Origin of the sequence: Planctopirus limnophila DSM 3776, from assembly GCF_000092105.1 — a bacterium.
GTDB lineage: Bacteria > Planctomycetota > Planctomycetia > Planctomycetales > Planctomycetaceae > Planctopirus > Planctopirus limnophila.
Genome location: NC_014148.1, coordinates 5,242,481 through 5,263,590 on the forward strand (window position 1 = coordinate 5,242,481; position 21,110 = coordinate 5,263,590).

Annotated in this window: 16 protein-coding genes; 10 read left to right on the top strand and 6 right to left on the bottom strand. The window is 53.9% G+C overall.

The genetic code is table 11. From position 1 onward, the window contains the following. Positions 1-201 precede the first annotated feature (201 nt). On the bottom strand, positions 202-1,563 hold the full coding sequence (locus PLIM_RS21010) for a hemolysin family protein (protein WP_013112329.1): 1,362 nt from the start codon (positions 1,561-1,563) through the stop codon (positions 202-204). Between the two features lie 286 nt (positions 1,564-1,849). Next, a complete protein-coding gene (locus PLIM_RS23390; protein WP_013112330.1) occupies positions 1,850-2,584 on the bottom strand; it encodes a class I SAM-dependent methyltransferase in 735 nt (244 codons plus the stop codon). 388 nt (positions 2,585-2,972) lie between these two features. Here PLIM_RS23390 and wrbA point away from each other — a divergent pair, with 388 nt between their 5' ends. Next, a complete protein-coding gene (wrbA, locus tag PLIM_RS21020) occupies positions 2,973-3,572 on the top strand; it encodes an NAD(P)H:quinone oxidoreductase (protein ID WP_013112331.1) in 600 nt (199 codons plus the stop codon). An 87-nt stretch (positions 3,573-3,659) separates the two neighbouring features. Here the strand turns inward: wrbA and nrdR are convergent, their stop codons facing one another. Next, positions 3,660-4,124: a transcriptional regulator NrdR gene (gene nrdR, locus PLIM_RS21025; protein ID WP_013112332.1), complete on the bottom strand. Its 465-nt coding sequence runs from the start codon at positions 4,122-4,124 to the stop codon at positions 3,660-3,662. Between the two features lie 382 nt (positions 4,125-4,506). Between nrdR and PLIM_RS23395 the strand changes: the two genes are divergently transcribed. The 6 genes from PLIM_RS23395 to PLIM_RS21055 all read left to right on the top strand — a co-directional run bounded on the left by PLIM_RS23395 (position 4,507) and on the right by PLIM_RS21055 (position 12,024). Continuing rightward, on the top strand, positions 4,507-5,124 hold the full coding sequence (locus tag PLIM_RS23395) for an RNA polymerase sigma factor (RefSeq protein WP_052301650.1): 618 nt from the start codon (positions 4,507-4,509) through the stop codon (positions 5,122-5,124). A gap of 105 nt (positions 5,125-5,229) precedes the next feature. After that, on the top strand, positions 5,230-5,940 hold the full coding sequence (locus tag PLIM_RS21035) for a hypothetical protein (RefSeq protein WP_148227215.1): 711 nt from the start codon (positions 5,230-5,232) through the stop codon (positions 5,938-5,940). Positions 5,941-6,009: 69 nt separating this feature from the next. Then, positions 6,010-6,906: a hypothetical protein gene (locus tag PLIM_RS21040; RefSeq protein WP_013112335.1), complete on the top strand. Its 897-nt coding sequence runs from the start codon at positions 6,010-6,012 to the stop codon at positions 6,904-6,906. Between the two features lie 91 nt (positions 6,907-6,997). Beyond that, positions 6,998-9,994, top strand: a complete 2,997-nt coding sequence (locus PLIM_RS21045; RefSeq protein WP_013112336.1) for a DUF1549 domain-containing protein — start codon at positions 6,998-7,000, stop codon at positions 9,992-9,994. Positions 9,995-10,100: 106 nt separating this feature from the next. Then, the gene (locus PLIM_RS21050; protein ID WP_013112337.1) at positions 10,101-11,399 is read left to right on the top strand and encodes a DUF1501 domain-containing protein; all 1,299 of its coding nucleotides are present in this window, start codon (positions 10,101-10,103) and stop codon (positions 11,397-11,399) included. 112 nt (positions 11,400-11,511) lie between these two features. After that, positions 11,512-12,024 (top strand): hypothetical protein, encoded by a 513-nt coding sequence (locus PLIM_RS21055; protein WP_013112338.1) that lies wholly within the window; start codon positions 11,512-11,514, stop codon positions 12,022-12,024. Positions 12,025-12,292: 268 nt separating this feature from the next. On the opposite strand, the gene PLIM_RS21060 is transcribed toward PLIM_RS21055, so the two are convergent. Then, positions 12,293-13,591 carry an O-acetylhomoserine aminocarboxypropyltransferase/cysteine synthase family protein gene (locus PLIM_RS21060; RefSeq protein ID WP_013112340.1) on the bottom strand — a complete coding sequence of 433 codons (1,299 nt, stop codon included), beginning with the start codon at positions 13,589-13,591 and terminating at the stop codon, positions 12,293-12,295. Between the two features lie 498 nt (positions 13,592-14,089). Here PLIM_RS21060 and PLIM_RS21070 point away from each other — a divergent pair, with 498 nt between their 5' ends. Next, positions 14,090-15,706, top strand: a complete 1,617-nt coding sequence (locus tag PLIM_RS21070) for a thioredoxin-like domain-containing protein (protein WP_230849359.1) — start codon at positions 14,090-14,092, stop codon at positions 15,704-15,706. A gap of 88 nt (positions 15,707-15,794) precedes the next feature. Continuing rightward, a complete protein-coding gene (locus tag PLIM_RS23400) occupies positions 15,795-17,102 on the top strand; it encodes an FAD-binding oxidoreductase (RefSeq protein ID WP_196349496.1) in 1,308 nt (435 codons plus the stop codon). A gap of 62 nt (positions 17,103-17,164) precedes the next feature. Here PLIM_RS23400 and PLIM_RS21080 read toward each other — a convergent pair whose 3' ends face one another. Further along, a complete protein-coding gene (locus tag PLIM_RS21080) occupies positions 17,165-17,830 on the bottom strand; it encodes a sigma-70 family RNA polymerase sigma factor (protein WP_013112343.1) in 666 nt (221 codons plus the stop codon). Between the two features lie 380 nt (positions 17,831-18,210). On the opposite strand from PLIM_RS21080, the gene PLIM_RS21085 reads away from it, so the two are divergent. Next, the gene (locus PLIM_RS21085) at positions 18,211-19,683 is read left to right on the top strand and encodes a carbohydrate porin (RefSeq protein WP_196349497.1); all 1,473 of its coding nucleotides are present in this window, start codon (positions 18,211-18,213) and stop codon (positions 19,681-19,683) included. A gap of 33 nt (positions 19,684-19,716) precedes the next feature. Here the strand turns inward: PLIM_RS21085 and PLIM_RS21090 are convergent, their stop codons facing one another. Further along, a complete protein-coding gene (locus tag PLIM_RS21090; RefSeq protein WP_013112345.1) occupies positions 19,717-21,042 on the bottom strand; it encodes a nucleotide sugar dehydrogenase in 1,326 nt (441 codons plus the stop codon). Between the last annotated feature and the right edge of the window lie 68 nt (positions 21,043-21,110).

Below are 21,110 nucleotides of genomic sequence, written 5' to 3' on the forward strand. Positions count from 1 at the left end.
GGGCGGGACATAAATATCTGCTTGGGCACCCTGACGACGGAGTGATCGCATCATTTTTGCTCGACTGAAACTCAATAGTTTATCCGCGTGCATGTGGATTGGAATCTTCCACCAGCTACGAATCAGCGAATTCCCATGGATGGGACATCATAGCGAAGTCTAAGGCGAGGGTATCGAAATCACTGTAACATAATACTGAGACTAGCTTTGCGTTTCTTCCTGTGGTTTGGCCTCGGCTTCGTTCGAGGATTCAGGAACGATGCGACTCACAAGCAGCCGGTCGATCCGCGGGCCATCCATATCGACCACTTCGACGCGGAGTTGGCTCCATTGGATGATATCTCCAATTTTGGGAGGTCGCTTAAGCAGGGCGACGACCAGTCCCGAGATGGTGGCAATGCCTCGAGGAGGAGGTTCAGGCCATTTGCTGAATTCCAACGCTTCCTGCAGTTCATGCAGGTTCAGAGCAGCATCTGCCAGCAGACTGCCATCAGCACGTCGGACAATCAGTTGCTCGTCATCGCGGCGATGCTCGTCATGAATTGAGCCGACGAGGATTTCCATGACATCTTCGAGGGTGACCATCCCTTCGGTACCACCATATTCGTCGAGCACGATCGCGAGTTGAGTCCGCTCTTTCTGGAAGAGTTCGAGCAGTTTCGAGATGGTCAGCGTTTTGGGAATAAAGAGCGGGGCGCGCATCACCCGGCGGATATCGAGAGACCTGCCCAGATAGTTTTCGAGAAAGACGTCTTTGATGTAAATGAAGCCGACAATCCGATCGATGCTCCCTTCGCAAACAGGTACCCGGGAGAAGCCCGACATGGCCATGGCTCCCAGGACTTCTTCGGGGGGTGTATCGACGTCGATCGCATCAATATCGATTCGTGGCCTGAGAATTTCGGCGGCTGTCCGCTCGCGCATTTTTAAAGCCTGCTGGGCCATCTGCTGTTCGGCCTCGTGCAGAATTCCGGCTTCATGACCGGCATCAATCAGGTGCTGAATGTCTTCGACCGAGACACTGTCGCGGATCTCGGTTTTCTGGCCCAGAATGAGCAACACGGATTTGGTACAGACGCGCAGGAACCAGACAAATGGCTGGGCAATGGTCTGGAGAAGTACCATGGGCAAGGCCACCCAGCGGGCCATGAACTCAGCATTCTGCAACGCGACTCGCTTGGGAACGAGTTCGCCCAGAATCAGCGAAAAGAAGGCAATCCCGACCGAAATGACACCCAGAGAAATCGTTTCACTACGCTGCTGAATCCAGGAAACAGGGATTTGTCCAATGAGATGCGAGACCTCGCTGATGAAGCTGGCACCACCAAAGGCGGCGGCAAACGTACCGACGAGTGTGATCCCAACTTGAACAGTGGGTAAAAACCGATCGGCGTCACTGGAGAGCTTGAGAGCCGCTTTGGCACCACGATCGCCTTCCTGTGAAAGCTGTTCCAGCCGCCCGCGTTTGGCAGTCAGAATCGCGATCTCCGCACCGGCGAAGAATCCGTTGAACAGAATCAGCAAGAGGATGAGAGCCAGCTCGCCGAAAAGTCCCCATTCCACCCTGTTCGCTCCCTATTCAGGCCGGTCTGCCATACCAGCACTGAGAGTTCTCTTCCATCCCCTGGGCCATCGGCCGTTTCATGCCTGCCAAGCGTCTTCTAAGGAGTAGGAAAATGCAATGGGTGATTGCCAGAAGTCGCGAGACTCCCGGAATTTAACTGCCATCAATCCATCGAGGTGTATGGATCTGTCTTCGTGGTAAGAGATGCGACGGGCGTGCAGGAACCCTTTCGAACGGAGAGTCACCACACAACGGCTGCGTCTTGATGGGCGATGCAACCGCCACTTACTTCATGGCGAATTCATCTTTCACGGTGAATTCATGTAATTTGTCAGAAGTTTGAGGTTTGCTGGTGAGCTTCTGGCCTTGTGAGGAGCCCACTTGTGGCCTGTAGATCGAGAGTCGAGCCAGCGGTCGTTTACGAACTGCCTGATAGATGAAGACGGGGAAACCCATGAAGGTTGGTGCCTGTGGATCTTCGAGCAATTCGAGGCCGAGTCGGCGGTAATATCGGTTCAGGCGTGTACGCGATTGATAGATGGTGTCACCGAGAAAACCAGGCAAGCGCTTGCCGGTCGCTGCGTAACTCCAGCCATTGACTAACGATCTCAAGCCGTAGATGCGGGTTTTCCAGTTGGGATGCTTGGCGGCATAGAGCAAAAAGTAGCCCGCCCCATGAAAGGAAAAGCGAGCCATGCCACCGGGCTTAAGCACACGAGCCATCTCTTTCATGGCGATGGCAGAACGCGTGTAGGGCAAAACGACTTTCGAAATCACGCCGTCAAAGCTGCTGTCGGGAAAAGGGAGATGTTCGGCAAACCCCTGGACGGCTTCCAGTTCATACGAGCGGACTGTTTCGACACAGGCGGGATCGGGATCGATGCCGACTGGCTCGTGACCTCTTCTCAGCAGCTCCAGCATCTGTTCTCCCGGCCCACAACCCACATCGAGAACCCGGCTGGCCGGTGGAAACTCAAAATGACTGAATTCATGCAGATGATAAGGTTCAAGAATGCTCATGGATGACCCAATAGGAGCTCGTTCAGACAGATGTTCACGAGATGGAGAGCTGGTGTTTATTCAATGTTTCCAATATGCGGAAATGTAAAAGTATTATGGCACATGAATTGATCTCGGGAGGACGGCCAGAGAATTCAGATGGAATTCTCTGCAGGTGTAGGCAGGGTTGTTCGTTCGGTTTGGTTTTGGATAGGGCCTCGCATCTCACATGGGAAGATGTGACGAGGCCAATCCAAGGTGGGATTCTGGCTGAAGGGTTGCTTGTGGGTGGTCAGGTTTGGCAGGTTGTAGCGGCTGTAGGAGTTTGCGCAGCAGAAATTCGGAAAGATGTGGCGACTTGTGCAGAGTGCATGGGGCCACAATGAAAATGAATGCCAAGGGGAGACAGATGGCGAAACTACTGGTTCTGTATTACTCGACTTACGGACATGTGGAATCGATGGCGGGGGCTATTGCTGAAGGGGCTGGGAAAATCCCGGGAGTCGAAGTCACCATCAAGAGAGTGCCGGAACTCATGCCACCCGAAGCGGCTGCCAGAGCGGGTGCCAAACTCGATCAGGCGGCTCCTTTGGCTGATCCCAAGGAGTTAGGCAACTACGACGGCATCATTTTTGGAACCCCCACCCGGTTCGGGAATATGGCCTCGCAGATGCGGAACTTTCTCGATCAGACAGGTGGGCTGTGGGTGAAAGGGGCACTGGTGGGCAAGGTCGCCAGTGTCTTTGCCAGTACAGGGACTGGTGGCGGAAATGAATCGACGATTCTGACATTTATCCCCACGCTGCTGCACCATGGAATGATCTACGTGGGGTTGCCGTATTCCTGTCCGGATCTGGCGGATATCTCGGAATTGAAGGGTGGCTCTCCATATGGTGCAGCGACGATTGCGGGTGCGGATGGATCGCGCCAGCCTTCGGCTCGTGAACTGGCAATGGCCCGATTTCAAGGCGAGCATGTGGCCAAAATCACCGCCAAGCTGTGTGGTTAACTTCTATTTGAGACTTCCTGCCGGCGGGTGTGAGTGTGATCAAACGCGACTCGCACCGCTGGAGGTGAAGACTTTGCATCAGAGGATTTAGCTGCGCCGATTTTCACCACGAAGTATGGGCTGCAACTCTTCGACAAAGTCGTTGACATCTTTGAATTCGCGATAGACGGAAGCAAAGCGGACGAAGGCGACATGATCGAGTGTTCGCAATTGCTCCATGACTCGCTCGCCGATCTCTCGAGAGGGAACTTCCCGATCGAAGTTTTCGTAAAGTTCCCGTTCGATGGCTGAGATAATCTCCTCGATGCGCTCCGGGGAGATCGGTCGTTTGTAGCAGGCTTTTTCGAGGCCTTGTGCGATTTTATCTCGATCAAAAGGGACCCGGCTGCCATCTTTCTTGATGACGCGAATGGGGGATTCCTCGATTTTTTCATAGGTGGTAAAGCGGCGGGCACACGCCAGACATTCCCGCCGACGGCGAATCACGAAATCCTGACTTGTCCGCGAATCGATGACCTTGGTTTCGCCGTGGCGGCAGTATGGACACATCATGATGAGTGGTTTGCATCCCTGAAGATCGCGGACAGCCTGGTGACTGCAATCGCGAGATGTTCGAAATTTCTTTCAGGAGCTCATGCCGGAAATTCTTGCCAGTCTGAGAGACTGTAAAAACTTAGGATTAAACTCCTTCAGCCACGTTGTTTGATGGGTCTACAACCGTACCTCTTTCCCTGAACAGTGAGGGTAACGTCTCGTCTGGCTGTATTCCAGTAGCTTTCCGGTCAAGGGTTTAAGTCGAATGACCCCATTCATAAAAAACCCGGGGGAAAGAAATTCCCCAGAAAATTCATTCCTAATGGAAACGACAGAAAATAACTGTAAACACTGGCGCATCTCCTTGTGAGGAGTGTGCGTTCAACAGGCTCCGTGATCCGTGAGTGATGCAACCCGCCGTCAAGTTCCGAAACTCAACGAAGAGCAGTTCGCAAGCTGGCACCACCAGTTTGGGAGTGATCTGAGAGTGTTTCTATGCGGGGTTCTCAAGGATCCCGAAGCCGCTGAAGAGGCACTTCAGAGAACCTGGGTGAAGTTGTGGGAGAGTGGTGCTGCTGTCGAACCTGAAAAGATTCGCAGTTGGCTGTTTCAAGTGGGCTTCCGGGAAGCGCTGCAGTTACGCCGATCTCAGCAATTGCAGACACGCAAGCTCTCGGAGTGGTGTTCCTGGAAGAAGACTCAGGGTGTTTTCACCAGTGAGGGGGCTTCGGAAGGATTGTCAAGACGAATATCTTCCAATGTCGAATTTGTGGATCTGCCTGCTGCGGAAGAGTCGTTGGTCCGAGGCGAAGAATACGAGGCTTTGCGAAAAGCGATTGATGATCTTTCTCTCGAACAGAAAATCGTGCTTCAAAAACGATTGGAAGGCGAACAGACGTTTCAGCAGATTGCCAATGAGTTGCAAGTCCCCTTGGGAACTGTTTTGACACGCATGCGGCTGGCACTGGCGAGGCTCAAGAAAAGCCTCGGTGAATCAAAGTCAAAGGAATCGAGATAAAAGGCGTTCATCGAACGCCACAGGATTGGGATCAAGTTTTGACTCCGTGCGAGTTCATGAATTATGGCTGCTGAACACGAACATCCATCCATGACAGAAAATGCCATGACTGATCTCGATTGGCTGGCCACTCGCTACGTGCTGGGTGAATTGTCTGCCGACGAGGCGTTCGCATTTGAAGAGAGACTGCAGGTGGATCTGTGGGCTTGCGAGGCGGTCGTGCAAGCGACTCGTCTTCTCACAGATGTCGCTGTCAACCTGCCTGAGCCTGCCGATGTGCGTGAGCAGGTGATCGTCGCTCCAGTCGCGGTCACAGCCAAGGTTGCGGTCAGTACGAAGGTCGATGTCGCAGCGAAGACAGTGCGATCCACACCTGCCAATCGTTCGGAACAGCGCCCTGGCTGGTGGGTTATCAGTCTGATGACGGCGGCTCTTGTGCTTCTGGCAGTGGGACTACAGTTTGAATGGAACCCCTGGGGTGACCAGCGCGTGGCCCTCGAGAATTCATCAGGAACCAGTGATTCCGGTCGTTTAAGAGGCGAAGAAGCCCGTCTGGCTGCGAACCTGCTGGGAGGCTGGCGAACAATTGATGTCGACATGACCGAGACCGGGTTGACGATGATTCACCGCGAAACGGGGAATGATCGCGAGACGAACCGCGATCACGAAGAAGCTGCTGAAAGCATTGACGAAAATTCGATTCCCGACTGGATGATTGCCGCACTTCTGGCTGATCCATCGGAGGGCGAAACAAATGCGAGGCCAGCGACTGCACCCCATAACGTCGCTCCTGCTCCTGGTCAGATGATTCAATGATTTAGCGGATCTTCAAGCGGTTGGTGCTGTTCAAGGATGGATGAAAGCTGGGGATCCTGAAGGTTGGGGATGATGGAAACGACAGGTCAGACAATGCAGCCGCCGCTTTCACACGAGCATTCTCGATGGGGCACTCCAGTTCGTGTGCGATCGATGCTGCTGTTGTGGACTGTCCTGTGTTGGCCGCTGGCAGGCGGAATGATTCGGGCTCAGGAAAGCTCGGTTTCAAAAGCTGAGACGAATACCGATAGCACAAAACTCAGCGATCAATCCTGTGCGAAATCGAGCGGTAAGACCCAGGCAAACAGCACTCGCGCAAGCTCCTCAGCAAGTTCTCCAAGGGAGCAGAGCCCGACACCTGTGCAGATTCAGCGAGCCAAAGAGTTTGCAGCCACTCATCATCCAGAACTGGGTGAACTGCTGGGCCGACTGGAAAGCTATGACGAACCTTCGTTTGTCGAGGCCATTCAGGAATTGCTGCGAACGATGGATCGCCTGGAAAAGCTGAGTGAAAAGAATACCGAGCGTGGTCGAGTTGAGTTGGAGGACTGGAAACTGACATCACGAATCCGGCTGCTGGCTGCCCGACTGGCCATGGCTGATGCTCTTCCTGTCGAGAACCCGGAAGCGTCTTCCAGTGCGATCAAACAGGAAATTCGTAAACTACTGATCGAACGAGCCGAACTTCGGAAGTCGTCACTCACTGCTGAACGTCAGCGATTGCAGGATCGCCTCGAGAAGGTGAATCGGCAATTGAGTGAACTTTCCGAACGCGAGCGCCAGAACATTGAACGCGAACTGGATCGACTCGAAGCCAATGCTTCCCAGGCGAAGACACGCCAAAAGGCCGCACAAAAAGAGAAGTCTTCACAGAATACCAGGCAGCGTTCTTCATCGAATGCTCCTCAGTCCGATTCAACCGTCAAGCCTGCTGAAAAGCCGGCCAAGAACAACCAGAAACCATAACGACCGGCTCTGAATGTCTGTCGTCATTCCCATACTTCTCCTGAGAACACCTGCACTGTTTGCCATAGAGTGCTGTAAGGATCGAACCACTATGCAAGAGCTTGCTAATTTTCATGATCCGGCTGTCCTGGAACATCGCCGCTGGCCTGCCTTAGGTCATCGCTGCTGTTATTGGGTCTGCCTGGCGATCACCGGTTGGTTGGGACTGTGTCAACCGGGCTTATCTCAGCTTCCCCAGGTCTGGGCGGCAGAGGCAAAGCCTGCAGATAACAGCAAGCCTGCTGCACAGATTCTGCCTGCTGAGGAACTGAAGTCATCAGCAGTCGTCGAATCGGCAGTCATCCCCGGGATCAATGAGCGATATGACCTGAAGGTCAAGAATGTGGATGGGCCCGATTTCCGCAAGCATGTGGTGCCACTGCTGGGCAAACTCGGCTGTAACGGACGTGCCTGCCATGGATCGTTCCAGGGTCAGGGAGGCTTCCGCCTGTCGCTGTTTGGTTACGACTTCAAGGCCGACCATGAGAATCTCGTGCTGGGTGATAAGCCTCGCGTGAATCTGATGGATCGCTCGAAGAGCCTGATCCTCATGAAGCCCACCGAACAGGTTCCTCATGAAGGGGGCGAGGCTCTCAAGCAGGGGACATGGGAATATCGAGTTCTCGATAAATGGATTTCTCAAGGAGCCAAGCCTGTCACCGATAAGACACCGGAATTTGTAAGACTGGATGTGTTGCCGGATGGGAAAAACCCGGCAGCAGGCGAACGTCCTGAGATGGTGGGCTCGAAGGTGGGCCAGTCGTGGAAGCTCAAGTGCATCGCTGTCTGGTCGGATGGAACCCGCGAAGATGTAACACCTTTGTCCCGCTTCCAGTCGAATAATGATCAGATCGCCAAAGTGACCCAGGAAGGCATGGTGACGATCACCGGCCCCGGAGATTCACATGTCGTCGCGTTCTATGACAATGGCGTGGTGCCTGTCCCTGTGATTCTGCCTGTGTCGAACTTCACAGGTGATCAATATCCTTCCACTCCCACACCGACTCGTATTGATGAACTGGTTGTGCAGAAGCTCAAGAAGGTGGGCGTCGTGCAGTCGGATCTGTGTGGCGATGAAGAGTTCCTCCGCCGGGTTTCGCTGGATATCACGGGAACTTTGCCGACACCTGAGGAAGTCGAGACGTTTGTGCGTTCGAAGGATGTCGCCAAGCGTTCGAAAAAGATTGATGAATTGTTGGAGCGACCAGCTTATGCCGCCTGGCAGGCGACCAAGATTTGCGACTACACCGGGAACAATCCCGAGTATTTGCAGAACGCGGTGGTGGGGAACAATTCTGCTCAGGCTGCTCGCGACTGGTATGAGTGGATTCATGACCGAGTTCAAAGAAACGTCCCTTATGATGAATTGGCCGAGAACATCATTCTGGCGACGAGTCGCCGGGAGGGGGAAAGCTACGAACAGTATTGCGAACGTGTGAGTGGCTACTATGCGAAGGACAGCAAAGGGAGTTTTGCTGAACAGCCTGCGATGACGCATTACTGGGCGAGGAGAAACTTCCGCACGGTCGAAGAGCGGGCTCTCGGATTTGCCTACACGTTCCTGGGCATTCGAGTGCAATGTGCCCAGTGTCATAAGCATCCTTTCGATCAATGGACAAAGGACGATTTCGATCGTTTCAAGAACTTTTTTGCCCGCATTCGTTACGGCGATATCCCGGGTAACAAAGACGAAAAAGCCGCCATGCTGGCCAAGCTGGGTGTGGACAAGGACCTCAAGGGGAACATGCTGGATCGGGCTCTGAAGGACTATCTCGCTTCGGGCAAAGTGGTGCCGGTTCAGGAAGTCTTTGTGACTCCTCCAGTCAAGCCAAGACCAGTCAATCCCAAGGCCAAGCCCAATGCGAAAAGACCGCAGGTTGTGGCTGGCCGAACAGCCAAGGTGCTGGGTGGCGATGAGATTGTCATCGAAGAACTTGATGATCCGCGAACAGCACTCATGGATTGGTTGCGTGCCGAAGAGAACCCGTACTTTGCCAGAGCTTTTGTGAATCGTGTCTGGGCGGGCTACTTCCATGTGGGGATTGTTGAGCCACCCGATGATTTGAGTCTGGCGAATCCTCCTTCGAATGAAGCGTTGCTGGATGAACTGACACGGGAGTTCGTGGCTCATGGCTACGATATGAAGTGGCTGCACAGGACGATTGCCAACAGCCGCACTTATCAGTTGAGCTGGCAGCCCAATGAAACCAACAAGCTTGACGAGCGGAACTTTGCCCGGGCTGTGCCGCGCCGTCTTCCTGCCGAAGTGGCGTATGACATTATCCGTCAGGCGACTGCCAGTGATTTTGAAATGGCCAAGTGGAATGACCAGCTCAATTCCCGGGCGATTGAAGATGTGGGGGCCGGTGCGAAGAATGGCCGGGCTCAGGTGTATGCATTGAATATCTTCGGGCGATCGATCCGCGAGAGTAACTGCGATTGCGATCGATCGATGGAGCCAAGTCTGCTGCAGACGGTTTATCTGCAGAACGATCAGGAGTTGCTGGCTGCCATTGAGCGCAAGGGTGGCTGGGTCGACCAGATTGTCAAAGTGGGCCCTCATCCTGTGGTGAGTGACAAAAATGCCATCACACCAGCAGCAGCGGTCGTGCCTGATCTCACCGACGAAAAGGGTAAAGGCAAAAAGAAACTTGAGTCGGCAACCGAAGATTCGTCCAACGATCGGGATTTGAAAGAGGTTCTGGCCCGCGTCGACAAACGTATCGAAAAGGCCCGTCAACAAAAGGACAAGCAGCAACTGGCCGAACTGCAGCAAACTCGGCAGAAAGTTCTGGAGAAAATCCAGGCCCAGGCCAAAACAACCGCCAAACCTGTCAATCAGGGCTATAAGGCGGGAGTTCTGCCCAGTGATCGGATTCTGCAAGAGATTGTCAAAACGGCTTATCTGCGAACGTTATCGCGATATCCATCGAACGAAGAAACTCGCCGGTCAGTGGCTTACTTCCATGAGGCGAAAGATGTCCGCGTCGGCAGCAGAGATCTCTTATGGGCCCTGCTGAACACCAAGGAATTCATGGTCAATCATTAACTCTCGACACGCCTTTTGATCGCTGTCGTAAAAAACACGCCGACGTGATCACCATCTGAATCCAGTTTGCTTCTTCGATTAATCACATTTGAATCAAGGTAATACCATGGCGACCAGTTATACATGTGATGGCATTCAACGACGCGATGCACTGAAAGCAGGGCTGCTGGGAGTGGGAGGCTTATCGCTTTCTAACTTTTTGAAGCTCAGCCATGCAGGGGAAGTTTCCTCCAAGGCCAAGGCCAAAGCTGCGATCTATATCAACCTGGGGGGTGGCCCCAGCCACATGGACACCTTCGATATGAAGCCCAATGCACCGGCTGAGTATCGCGGGGAATTCAATCCCATTAAAACGAACGTCGCCGGGATCGAGATCTGTGAGCACTTGCCCCATCTGGCGAAACAGGCCGACAAGTTCGCCCTCATTCGTGGTGTCTCGCACACTCTGGCGGCTCATGAACTGGGCACGCAATATGTCAACTGCGGCAACCGGCCTATCCCTTCGCTGGAATTCCCGGGATATGGCTCGGTGGTTGCCAAGGAGTTGGGTGGCCCGGATAACCTGCCCGCCTATGTGGCCATTCCACGAACGAGTTCAAAGTCGGGTTATCTGGGAGTGAAGTACGCACCACTGGCCACGGGGAACACACCCAAGGCCGGTATGCCTTATTCGGTGCGTGGGGTTTCACTGCAGAATGGATTGACAGTGCAGGAAGTGGATCGTCGCAAGAATCTGCTCAACGATCTTGATCGGACGTTTGCTGGTTACGAAAAGCAGAACCAGTTGCTGGAAGGGATGGATCAGTTTGCCGAGCAGGCCTACTCGATGATCACTTCACCAGCCGCCCGCAAAGCGTTTGATATCAGCCAGGAATCTCCCAAGTTTGCCGAGCCATTCGGTGAGACACCCTTTGGAACCAGCTGCCTGCTGGCAACGAGGCTGATCGAATCGGGAGTGAGGTTTGTCACGATTTCGTACGGCGGATGGGATACTCATGATGACAACTGGACGCGGCTGAAAGAAAAGCAGTTGCCTCCGTTTGATGAAGGTCTGGCGGCCTTGCTGGCAGGTCTGGCTCAGAAGGGCTTGCTCGATTCGACCGCTGTCTTTGTGACAGGTGAGTTTGGTCGAACACCCAAGATCAATGGCCGCGCTGGTCGGGATCACTTTGCCCGCAATATGTTCATGATTATGGCAGGTGGTGGCGTGCGTGCGGGTCAGGTGATTGGTGCCAGCGATGAAAAAGCCATGGCACCAGCGAGCCAGGCCATTACACCTGATGATGTGGCCGCTTCGTTCTATCACAATCTCGGGATTGATCCCAAGAAAGAATATCAGACCAACACCGGGCGGCCACTGATGATTGTGCGTGACGGGAACATTATTCCTTCACTGTTTGCCTGAGAATGATTTATCCGAGATTCTTGGGTGACCTGCGACCTGTGTTTGATGGAATGGGTTTACGTCGATGTTGGCGTTAAATCACAAATGACTTCACTTTGAGGGACGTGGATCGATGCTCAAATCAATGATTATGACGACTTGCCGATTGTCGTTAGTGGTGGCGATTGTCTGCGGAGTGATTGTCTCTTTGCCAGTCGATGCACAGGAAGATGCTAAACCTGCAAAGAAACCAGCCCAGGGTGTTGCACAGCCATTCAATCTGCCAGACAGCATCAAGCTGACAGATGAGCAGACCAAGAAGCTGGAAGCCCTTAAGAAAGAAGCGACTCCGAAGCTCGAAGCCGCCGTTAAAAAGGTCGATGACGTACTGACCAAGGATCAAAAGAAGACTCGTAAGACAGCCTCAGATACCGCCAAAGCTGCCGGTAAGAAAGGGAAGGAACTGAAAGAGGCAGTCAATGAAGCTCTCAAGCTTTCCGACGAGCAGAAGGCATCGTTGGCCAAGGCCGAGAAAGAGCTGGCTGACCTGCAGAAGGCGACTCGCGAACAGGTTGTTGCCATGCTGACTGATGAGCAGAAGGCCAACCTGCCCACGCCAGGCAAGAAGAAAGCCAAAGCCAAGTAGCAGGTGCTCAAGTCTCGGAACGAGACTTGGAATCTCGACAAAAGTTAAAAGCAACAGCCCGGCCTCGAAGTTTGAGAGCCGGGCTGTTGTCTATTTTGTGACGTCATTAAACACAATGGCCATTGTTATACGGATTCAACTGCGCTCCTTGGCATGGGGTGGCTGGGGCCAAACGTCTTTGCGAACCCCCAGTTCGTGCCGAAAATCGCTGGGGGTTCGAAGACTCAACCCCAGCCACCCGCCGCGCAGTTGTTCATTGGAATCCGTACTACACAGCATCGAGTGCCTGCGAGAGATCGGCAATGATGTCTTCAATCGCTTCGGTACCAATCGAAAGGCGAATGAAGTCGGGCGTCACACCTGTCGAGACTTGCTCTTCAGGAGTGAGTTGCTGGTGAGTCGTGCTCGATGGGTGAATGATCAGCGACTTCGAATCGCCCACATTCGCCAGGTGGGAGAAGAGCTTCACGTTGTTGATGAGCTTGATGCCATTCTCCTGCTGCTGTTTCGGAGTGGCTCCCTTGATGCCAAAGCCCATGATGGCGCCGCAACCTTTGGCAAGGTACTTCTTACCCAGATGGTAGGAAGGATGCGATTCGAGGCCGGTGTAGTTGACCCAGCTCACCTTGGGATGAGCTTCGAGGAATTTAGCGACTGCCAAAGCGTTCGAACTGTGGCGTTCCATGCGCAGATGCAATGTTTCCAGCCCTTGAAGGAACATGAACGCATTGAACGGGCTCATGGCAGGACCGAGATCGCGCAGGCCTTGAACGCGGCACTTGATAATGTAGGCGAGATTCATGGGGCCGAAGGTGTCGAAAATCTTCATGCCGTGATAGCTGGGGTCGGGCTCGGTGAATGATGGGAACCGCCCATTATTCCAGGGGAAGCCCCCCTTCTCGATAATCACCCCGCCAATCGATGTTCCGTGGCCGCCAATAAACTTGGTGCATGATTCGACGAGAATATCGGCACCAAAATCGAATGGTCGGCACAGCACCGGTGAGGCCAGTGTGTTGTCAACAATCAGTGGCACACCCGCTTTGTGAGCGATATCTGCAATTGCTTCGAAATCGGGGACATCGACGCGAGGATTGCCAATGGTTTCGAGGTAGATGGCCTTTGTCTTGTCATCAATCGCGCGGGCAAAGTTTTCGGGTTTGCTCTGATCAACAAACTTCCCGTGAATGCCCATTTTGGGGAAGGTGTAATGGAACAGGTTGTAGGTACCACCATAGAGGCTGGTGCCCGAAACGAAGTTGTCGCCCGCTTCGCACAGGTTCAGAAGAGCAATCGATTCGGCCGCCTGACCGGAGGCGACGCAGAGGGCACCACTACCCCCTTCGAGCGCTGCCAGACGTTTTTCGAGAACGTCGGTGGTCGGGTTCATGAGCCGGGTGTAGATGTTGCCGAACTCCTGCAGCGCGAAGAGGCGGGCGGCATGATCGGTACTGTTAAACACGTAAGACGTGGTCTGATAGAGCGGGACTGCTCGGGAACCCGTCGTCGGATCGACAGACTGGCCGGCATGCAGGCAAAGTGTCTCGGGGCGATAGGCGTGAGTCATGTGGCGAATTCCATGATGAGACAGTAGAGAGAAATGACAAAGATCACCAAACTGGTCGGAATTGAAAAATTAGCCGATTGCTGCACGACTCGCAAATGGCCGGAGAAGAATTCTGTTGGGCAGGAGTTACCGATAGATGCTCGATGCAACAGCTAGAGAATGACGGTGTCGCATCACGAATTGAGACTCGATTGTCGATGGGGGAAGACTTTGAGGCTACGATCTCTCGTATAAAAGCCTTACTATGTGAGAGTGTTCAGCAGGTGATTGGGGAAAAGTGTGCTTGAACTTTGTCACCTGTGAATGATGATCGAATCTCCAAGAGTTTGTGATCTCCCTGATGAGCCGCTTCCGAAAGGCAGGTTCTTGATGATGACTTGTTCTAACCGAGCCTGGTTTCGACATTTTGAGAGTTGGCCGCAAAGATGCGGAGTCTGGCGATGGGATGGGAATGCTCTGGTAGGGTGCCTGGCTGCGATCTTACTGTGTCTATTTTTCGTGCCTGCGGTTGCTCAGGAAACGTCTGACGGGCAATCACCGGCAGCGAGTACGCCTAAGCCAGCACCAGAAGCCGGCAAGCCAGAAAATCCGTTTCCGAATCGCATTCCTGCCCCTTCGCTCGATGGGGGAATCGAGTGGCTCAACACCAGCCAGCCCCTGTCACTGAAGGATCTGCGCGGGAAAGTGGTGGTGCTCGACTTCTGGACGTACTGCTGCATCAACTGCATTCATGTGCTGCCTGATCTGAAGTATCTCGAAAAGAAGTATGGCAAAGAGCTGGTGGTCATCGGTGTTCACTCCGCCAAGTTTGATAACGAGAAAGAGTCCGGGAACATTCGCAAAGCCATCTTGCGTTACGAGATTGAGCATCCCGTCGTCAACGATGCGGAGATGACCATCTGGCGGAAGTTCAGTATTCGGTCGTGGCCTTCTCTCGTGTTGATTGATCCTGAGGGGCAGTTTTGTGGTGTCGCTTCCGGCGAGGGAAATCGCGAACTGCTGGATCAAGTGATTGCCAAAGTCATCGATTATCATAGGGCGAAGGGGACGCTGAACGAAAAGCCGATGGCTTTCGATCTCGAAAGCGGCAAAGAAGCAGCCACTCCTTTGCGATTCCCTGGCAAGCTGCTCGTTGATCCGGCCCATGAGAGAGTCTTTATTTCAGACAGCAATCATAATCGCATCGTCGTGGCATCGCTGGCCGGTCAACTCCTCAAGGTGATTGGAAGTGGAAAAATTGGCGCCAAAGATGGCCCGGCTGAATCGGCACAGTTTGACCATCCGCAAGGAATGGCACTGGACGGGAATACGCTCTATGTGGCCGATACGGAAAATCATCTGCTGCGGACGGTGAACCTGACCACATGGGAAGTTTCGACACTCGCAGGGACTGGTGAACAGGCCCGCGGCCGCGATCGTGGGGGGGAGTTGCGAACCACAGCGCTGAACAGCCCGTGGGATCTTTACATCCAACAGGGCGTGCTGTACGTCGCGATGGCTGGGCCGCATCAGCTCTGGTCGCATGCACTGGGAAGTAAGACGATTCAGAACTATGCGGGCTCTGGACGGGAAGATATTACCAATGGAAGCCTGGCTCAATCGGCACTGGCGCAACCTTCGGGAATCACCAGTGATGGCGAGTCGCTGTATGTGGTCGATAGCGAAGGTTCATCCATTCGCAAAATCACTACTAGCGAAGCAGACAAACTGGAAGACCCGGAGGGCAAAGTCACCACAGTGGTGGGAGCTTCGGATCTGCCGCGAGGTGCGAGCCTGTTTGAGTTTGGCGATATTGATGGCAAGGGATCAGCAGTTCGTCTGCAGCATCCGCTGGGGATTGTCTTTCACGAGGGGAAGCTGTTTGTCGCCGACAGTTACAACCATAAGATTAAAGTGATCGATCCGATCAAAAGAACATGCGAGAGCTGGCTGGGGAATGGAAAGCCGGGGGCTGCACTTGCTCCGGTCCAGCTATCGGAACCTGCGGGGTTGGCAACTTATGGCGGAGTTCTGTTCATTGCCGACACGAATAACCATCGCGTCCTGAAGGTCGATTTGAAAACGAAAGCTGCCACCGAGTTGAAGATCGAAGGCCTGACAGCCCCCAAGCCTTGATTTCCAGCATCGTTACAAGGTCAACCTCCGTGGCTGTTCGTGAGAGTTCCCCAGCAGATCGAACTGCAATATGTCCGACTCGCATGCGATGTCTCATCCTTCTGGAGAGTTTTGTGCCAAGGAATCTCTCACAGAGGAAGTTCGCAAAGTGATAGATCATACAGTCACAGTTCACACCATGCGGCCCGAAAGTGTTGACGAAGGGCGGGTGTGGCTCGAAACCAATTTTCGCGAAGCACAGGCCACGATTGCTCCTACGGGAGCAAAGCTTTCGAGCCAGCGTTTGTATCGATCCCCACAAGCCCGGGTGACATTCGAGACGACCAGGTGGAATCGATTGATCGATTATCCTGCCCGCGATATGACGATCACCGTCGAAGCGGGCATGACCTGGCGGGAATTGTGTGCGCTTCTTGATGTCGAAGGTCAGCAGTTACCACTCGATGTTCTCGAAGGCGAAGCGACGATCGGTGGCCTGGTCGCTGCTGGCTTCTGCGGCCCCAGGCAATATGGTTATGGCACGATCCGCGATTATCTGCTCGGTTTCAGTGGTTTTACGGCGGACGGACTGCTGTTTCAGGCGGGTGGGCGAGTCGTCAAAAATGTGGCTGGTTACGATCTGGCGAAGCTCATGTGCGGTTCGCGAGGAACTCTCGCCCTGCTCACGCAATGCACATTCAAGTTGAAGCCACAGCCTGTCCAGTGGTCCTGGGTGCTCACCACGTGGGAGACCTGGGAAGATCTTGAACCGGCACTCGAGCGACTGCTCTTCTCAGATACCCGACCAGTGGCTGTGGATGTGCTGCAGAGAGCCGCATTGCCACCTGTCGGGAATGAACTGACGCTGGCCATTCTGCTGGAGGGATCGCAGGTCTCACTCGACTGGGAAGTGCAGACGATTCGTAAAGAGCTCTCGAACCTCGGGCCAACGGAACTCTTGGTGGTCTCAGAGGATCGGCAGACAGCCCATGCTGATCGTTTGATGACACGCCTTTTGGGCAGTCAACGGCAGCAGCCTTACGAACTGATGGTATCATTAACGAGTTCAAAACTGGTCGCACTGGCCGAACAATTCCCTGAGACCACCCGCATCATGGGCCGGGGATTGGATGGAACGCTGCTGCTCTCATGGAATGAACCGCCGGCGCCCCACGAGCTGGCCGCAGGGTTGGCGAGTCTGATCGAGTCGGCATCGCTGGCTGGTCATCCTCAGGAAGCGACATGGGAATGGACACGCTGGCCGGACAATTCGATCCCGCCACCTGCCAACCGCTCTCATGATGCGTCATCATCACGCTGGAGTCTGACACTCAAGCAGCAACTCGATCCTTTGGGACTTTTCAATCCCTCTGTGCTCGATCTGCGATGTGGCAAGCCCTGGCCCGAAAATCTTTGACGATGACTCATCAAGATCCGTTCGGCTGGTCTTGAATGCCAGGCCCGACTAAGCCGCTGTGATTAATCTGTCACCGAGGTCGTGTTGTCGGCGAGTTCTCTGCGCAGCCACGCACGCGAATAAGCCCATAAGCGGCTCGCAGTGCGGACAGAAATGTCCAACGTTTCTGCTGCTTCTGCGAGCGTTAATCCCCCAAAGTACAGAAGCTGCACGAGTTCGGCTCCTTGAGGTTTGATGTCAGCGAGCTTGGTCAAGGCTTCATCAAGGGCCAGTAGATCTTCCTGTGGCTCGACAAGGCAGGGAGGGAAGTCGTCGATGTTATGCCGGACAAATTCTCCACCATGCTTGAGACTCTTTTTGCGGCGGGCATGATCAATGAGAATGCGGCGAATGGTGATGGCGGCTGCAGCAAAGAACTGTGCCCGGCTTTTCCATTGTGGCCCGCGTTGCGGAATCCCGGATTGATCTTCTTCGAATGGAACTTCGCTCTCATGAATCCTGGAAGAGTCGCTGCCGTTGGACTGCTCGTCTGGTGAATGGCCATGCATCAATCGCAAATAGGCTTCATGGACAAGAGCTGTGGGCTGAAGTGTCTGCCCGGCCGGTTCTAATGCCAGGCGAGCCGCTGCCAGTTTGCGAAGCTCCGCATAGACAAGTGGGAGCAGATCATCTGTCGCATGTTCCTGGCCGGTATCGATCGCGGCCAGCAGGCGTGTCAATTCGTCCATAAGTTGCCAGATAAAGTGGGATCTCACATAGCACTACTGATGATGAGCGGCTTAACGAACATATACCAGCGAAAAATGGATGAACAAGTCGTCGGCAGAAATTGCCGCTCATCCGATTGTTTGTGAATTCGTGTGATTCAAGTGAGCTCAGGCAGGAAGAGATGCCTTGCCGTTTGAAACGACTTTACCGGTGAGGAACGGGCATTTGCCTTAAGGGCGTATCGTGTGGTCTGGATTGACGCAGTTCGATTTTCCACACAGATCGATACAAGACGAGCAATCGAATGTGCCGTCGAATTCTCTTTGTGCCCCCAGTGGGGCATGAAATGGACGGTGCATTGAAGAGCTTACAGTTGTTGACCGGGCAGGGAGGCCTTGGAATGGCGACGAAGTCGTGGCGAAGTTGGGCTCATGCTGGCTGGCGTCTGGGGTCTCTGCTCCTCGCTTCTTCCATGGCCGTCGAGGGTCTGGCGGAAGAATCACTGTTTTCTGACAGTTGGTTTCTGCGCGGGACTTCAACATCGCGCTCTGTCGACGTCGATTCACCGCTCAGTGGTGAGTCGTTTTCTCCATCGGTTATCGAAACTGATGACTATCGCCTGGCTTCTTTTTCGAGTGCAGACAGCTTCTCGATCGATCCCGTCTCGGCAGCACTCAATGCCGACTCCTGGCGTGATCGCACCCAGCTGACTGGCAACTGGGGTGGCTATCGCGATGCACTGGCCGAAAGCGGAGTGACCATCGAAGCTTCATCGACGAACATCTATCAAGGTGTCGCCTCTGGCGGAAACAATAATGAATTTGCCTTCGGTGGACGCGGCGATCTCTTTCTGAAAGTGGATGGCGGGAAAGCGGGTCTGCAGGAAGGCTTGCTGATTACGTTGCACGGAGAAATGAACTACGGCGATTCGGTCAATCGCTCGACAGGAGCACTTCTGCCGATCAGCTTCCCACAAGTATTTCCCACGGGCGATGCTCCCTCTGTCGCACTTTCCAATGTGAGTGTAACGCAGTTTCTTTCGGAATCGATGCTGGTCTATCTGGGAAAGATCAACACACTTGACGGCTTTATCCGGCCCTACCGTGGGAATTCGCACGGGATCGACGGCTTTATGAACGGTGCATTTCTCTTTCCCACAGTGCTGGGCCGCGTGATTCCTTACTCCACTTATGGCGGTGGTGTGGTCTTTTTGAGGGAAATGCAGCCGATCCTGTCGATCAATGTGTTCGATACCAACAGCACTCCCACCACCAGTGGGTTTGATGAGTTCTTTAATAATGGCGCATCGCTGTATATCGAGGGGCGCATCCCGACCAGCTTTTTTGGCATGGAAGGACTGCACTCACTTTCGGGGGCTTACAGCAGTGGAACTTATCGAGCAACAGACCCCGGGCTCAACTACATCATCGAAAGAATTCGCGGCCTGAATGTCCCTGCACCACAGGAAACGGGTTCGTGGGCATTTGAGTATTCTTTCAGCCAGGCCTTGTGGGTAGATGCCACAGACTCCAAGCGAAGCTGGGGCCTGTTTGGCAGCCTGGGGATTGCCGACGGCAATCCGAATCCCATCCGCTGGGGATCGGATATCGGCATTGGTGGCTCCAGCCCCCTGGTTTCACGCCCGAATGACAAGTTCGGCGTGGGATATTACTACCTGGGTGTGAGCAGTGAACTGAGGCAGATTGGGCCCATTCGCACACCACTCCGCGATGAGCACGGTGTCGAACTCTTCTACAACTATCAGGTCACACCGACATTCCAGCTGACGCCAGATCTGCAGATCATTACGCCCGGAATTTCGACGTTCGACACCTCGGTGAACGTCGCCTTGCGGGCGAATCTGATCTTTTGATCGAACGGCGCAACCCGATTCGAAGAGTTGAGTTTACGCCTTGCGGATCTTTTCGCGTCCTTCGACGACGTTCTTCGTGGCGTTACGGGTATCGAGCACGAACTTCGAGTGCTTGACGATGTACTGATAGTCGTAGGCCGAGTGATCGGTCGAGATGAGCACACAGTCTTGTGAAGCCAGGAATTCGGGAGTGAGTTCCTGACTTTCCATGTGAGGCAGGTCGGGGTAGTGCCGCATTTTCGGGAGCACCGGGACGTGGGGGTCGTTGTAGCTGAGATCGGCCTTGCGCGAGATGAGAATCTTCATGAGTTCGAAGGAAGGGCTTTCGCGGGGATCATCCACGTCCTTCTTGTACGCAGCGCCCAGAATGCAGATTTTGCTGCCCTTGATCGGCTTACCGGCGTCGTTGAGGAACTCGGCCAATCGAGTAATGACATACGACGGCATGTGCACGTTGATCTCGCCAGCCAGCTCGATAAAGCGCGTCTGTTCGCCATGCTTGCGAGCGAGCCAGGTGAGATAGAACGGATCGATGGGAATGCAGTGACCACCTAAGCCGGGGCCAGGATAGAAGGCCTGGAAGCCGAAGGGCTTGGTCTTGGCAGCGTCGATGACTTCCCAGACATCAATGCCCATTTTGTCGTAGAGCATCTTGAGTTCATTGACGAGGGCAATGTTCACGGCACGATAAGTGTTTTCGAGAATCTTGCAGGCTTCGGCGATTTCCATGCTGGAAACCGGTACCACGCGTACCACAGCCTTGCTGTACATCGTGCAGGCCAGTTCGGTACTGACGGGATCGTAGCCACCCACGACTTTGGGAATCCCTTCGGCACTGAAGGTCGGGTTGCCCGGGTCTTCGCGTTCAGGACTGAATGCCAGGAAGAAATCGGAACCCGCTTTGAGTCCGGTCGCTTCGAGAACTGGAAGCACATTGACCCGCGTGGTGGTGGGATGTGTGGTACTTTCGAGAACGACGAGTTGACCAGGGCGTAGAGCCTTGGCAATCGAATGGGCTGTCCCTTCGATATAACTCAGGTCAGGATCGCGGCTCTCGTTCAGTGGTGTGGGGACACAGATAATGACGCAGTCTGCTTCACGCAGGCGGCTCATATCGCTGGTGGGTTCAAATTTCTTTTCGGTAATGAGTGCTTTGATCAGGCTGGGATCAATATGCTTGATGTAGCTCTGGCCGGCATTGAGCTTATCGACTTTGGATTGATCCACGTCGAAGCCCATACACCGGAAACCAGCAGATGTAAAAGCACGGATCAATGGCAAACCGACATAACCCAAACCAATGACGCCAATGACCGCTGTTTGATTGCCCAGTTTCTCGGCGAGCTGTTGACCAGACATAACTGTCTTTCGAATAAAAAAGACTCACGGCAGATAAGTGATGCAAATACAATCTGTCTCTGCGAAGA